Source organism: Streptomyces chiangmaiensis (assembly GCF_036281785.1).
Lineage (GTDB): Bacteria > Actinomycetota > Actinomycetes > Streptomycetales > Streptomycetaceae > Streptomyces > Streptomyces chiangmaiensis.
In genome coordinates, this window is the sequence record NZ_JAYWVC010000567.1 from 1 (window position 1) to 1,441 (window position 1,441).

Below are 1,441 nucleotides of genomic sequence, written 5' to 3' on the forward strand. Positions count from 1 at the left end.
AGCGAAGGGGGCGGGCAATGCCGTTGCTTGAACTCGTCAAACAGTTCGTGACATCGGACCACTGCGGTCGTTGGGCCTGGCATGCATCCTTGGGTGGGGTTGTCTGATCAGGTGCGACTGGGCATGGTGACCCGTTGGGTCACCCCGGAGCTGGTGGACGAGGTTCTGGCGCAGCACGGGGTTCGTGACAAGAAACCGGGTGCTCTGCCCGCCCGGTTCATGGTGTATTTCACGCTCGGCCTGGCGCTGTTCCATCAGGACTCCTATGACGATGTTGCCGAGCATCTGGTGTGCGGGGTGCCGGAGTTGAGTGGCAGCATCCCGAACAAGTCCTCCTTCACGCGGGCCCGTGTGCGGCTGGGACCCGAGGCGATGGAGGCCGTGTTCCGCGAGCTGGCCGGGCCGTTGGCACCGGCTGGGCTGGACGGTGCCTTCTGGCGTGGGAAGCGGCTGGCCGCAGTCGACGGGTTCTACCTGGACGCGCCGGACACCGCAGCGAACCGGGCCGCGTTCGGCGGGCAGGTGGCCCAGGACGGCAGCCCGTTGGCGTTTCCGCAGGTCCGAGTGGTTACCTTGACAGAGATCGGCACGCACGCGGTGCTGGACGCGCGGGTCGGCGGCCTCGTCGACAGCGAACAGGACCTGGCCGCGCCCCTCGCTGCCGCCGCGGCTGACATGCTCGTGATCATGGACCGCGGGTTCGTCGGGGTCGGCGTATGGCGGGCGTTCACCGGCGCGAGCGCCCACGTGCTGATCCGTGCGAAGACGAACAACGCCCGCACCCCGATCGCACACCTGCCGGACGGCACCTATCTGGCAGAGATCTCGCAGTGGACCGGCGGCCGCAAGAGCCACACGGTCACCGTGCGGGTGATCGAGTACCAGGTCGACGGCGGCGAGACGATCCGCCTGCTCACCGATCTCCTCGACCCCGACGAGGCCCCGGCCGCCGAACTCGCGGCCCTGTATCACGAGCGCTGGGAGGCGGAGCTGTCGAACCGCCAGCTCAAGACATTCCAGCGCGGCCCCCAGCAGGTCCTGCGCTCGGCGGAGCCGGCCCTGGTACGCCAGGAGGTCTGGGCGCACCTGACCGTCCATCACTGCCTGTCCGCCGTGATCGTCGACATCGCCGGCCGGCACCGCCTCGACCCGGACCGGATCTCCTTCGTCAAGGTCCTCAAGGCCGTGCGTCGCAGCGTCTTCCAGCAGGCCGCGAGTACCCCGCGCAAGCTCGCGAAGTGTCTAGCCGCACTCTCAGCCAAGCTCCGCAAACTCGACATCGGACCGCGCCGCGACCGCGAGGCAGACCGCCTGGTCAAACGCTTCAAGCTCAAGTACGCCGACCCTCCAAAGGGCTGGACCCGCCGACCGACCCGCCGCGTCCAGCCGAAGACCATCACCCTCACCCCCAGACTGGTTTAGCCGTCAAGCAACGGCATTG

Annotated in this window: 1 protein-coding gene; it reads left to right on the plus strand. The window is 68.1% G+C overall.

What is annotated here, in order from left to right; translation table 11 throughout:
* Positions 1 to 123 precede the first annotated feature (123 nt).
* Entirely contained in the window at positions 124 to 1,422 is a 1,299-nt protein-coding gene (locus tag VXC91_RS45580) for an IS4 family transposase (RefSeq protein WP_329513210.1), read from the plus strand.
* Positions 1,423 to 1,441 lie beyond the last annotated feature (19 nt).

Excerpts from the sequence above, each read along its gene's own strand:
- VXC91_RS45580 (WP_329513210.1), top strand. The coding sequence starts at position 124 with ATGGTGACCCGTTGGGTCACCCCGGAGCTGGTGGACGAGGTTCTGGCG.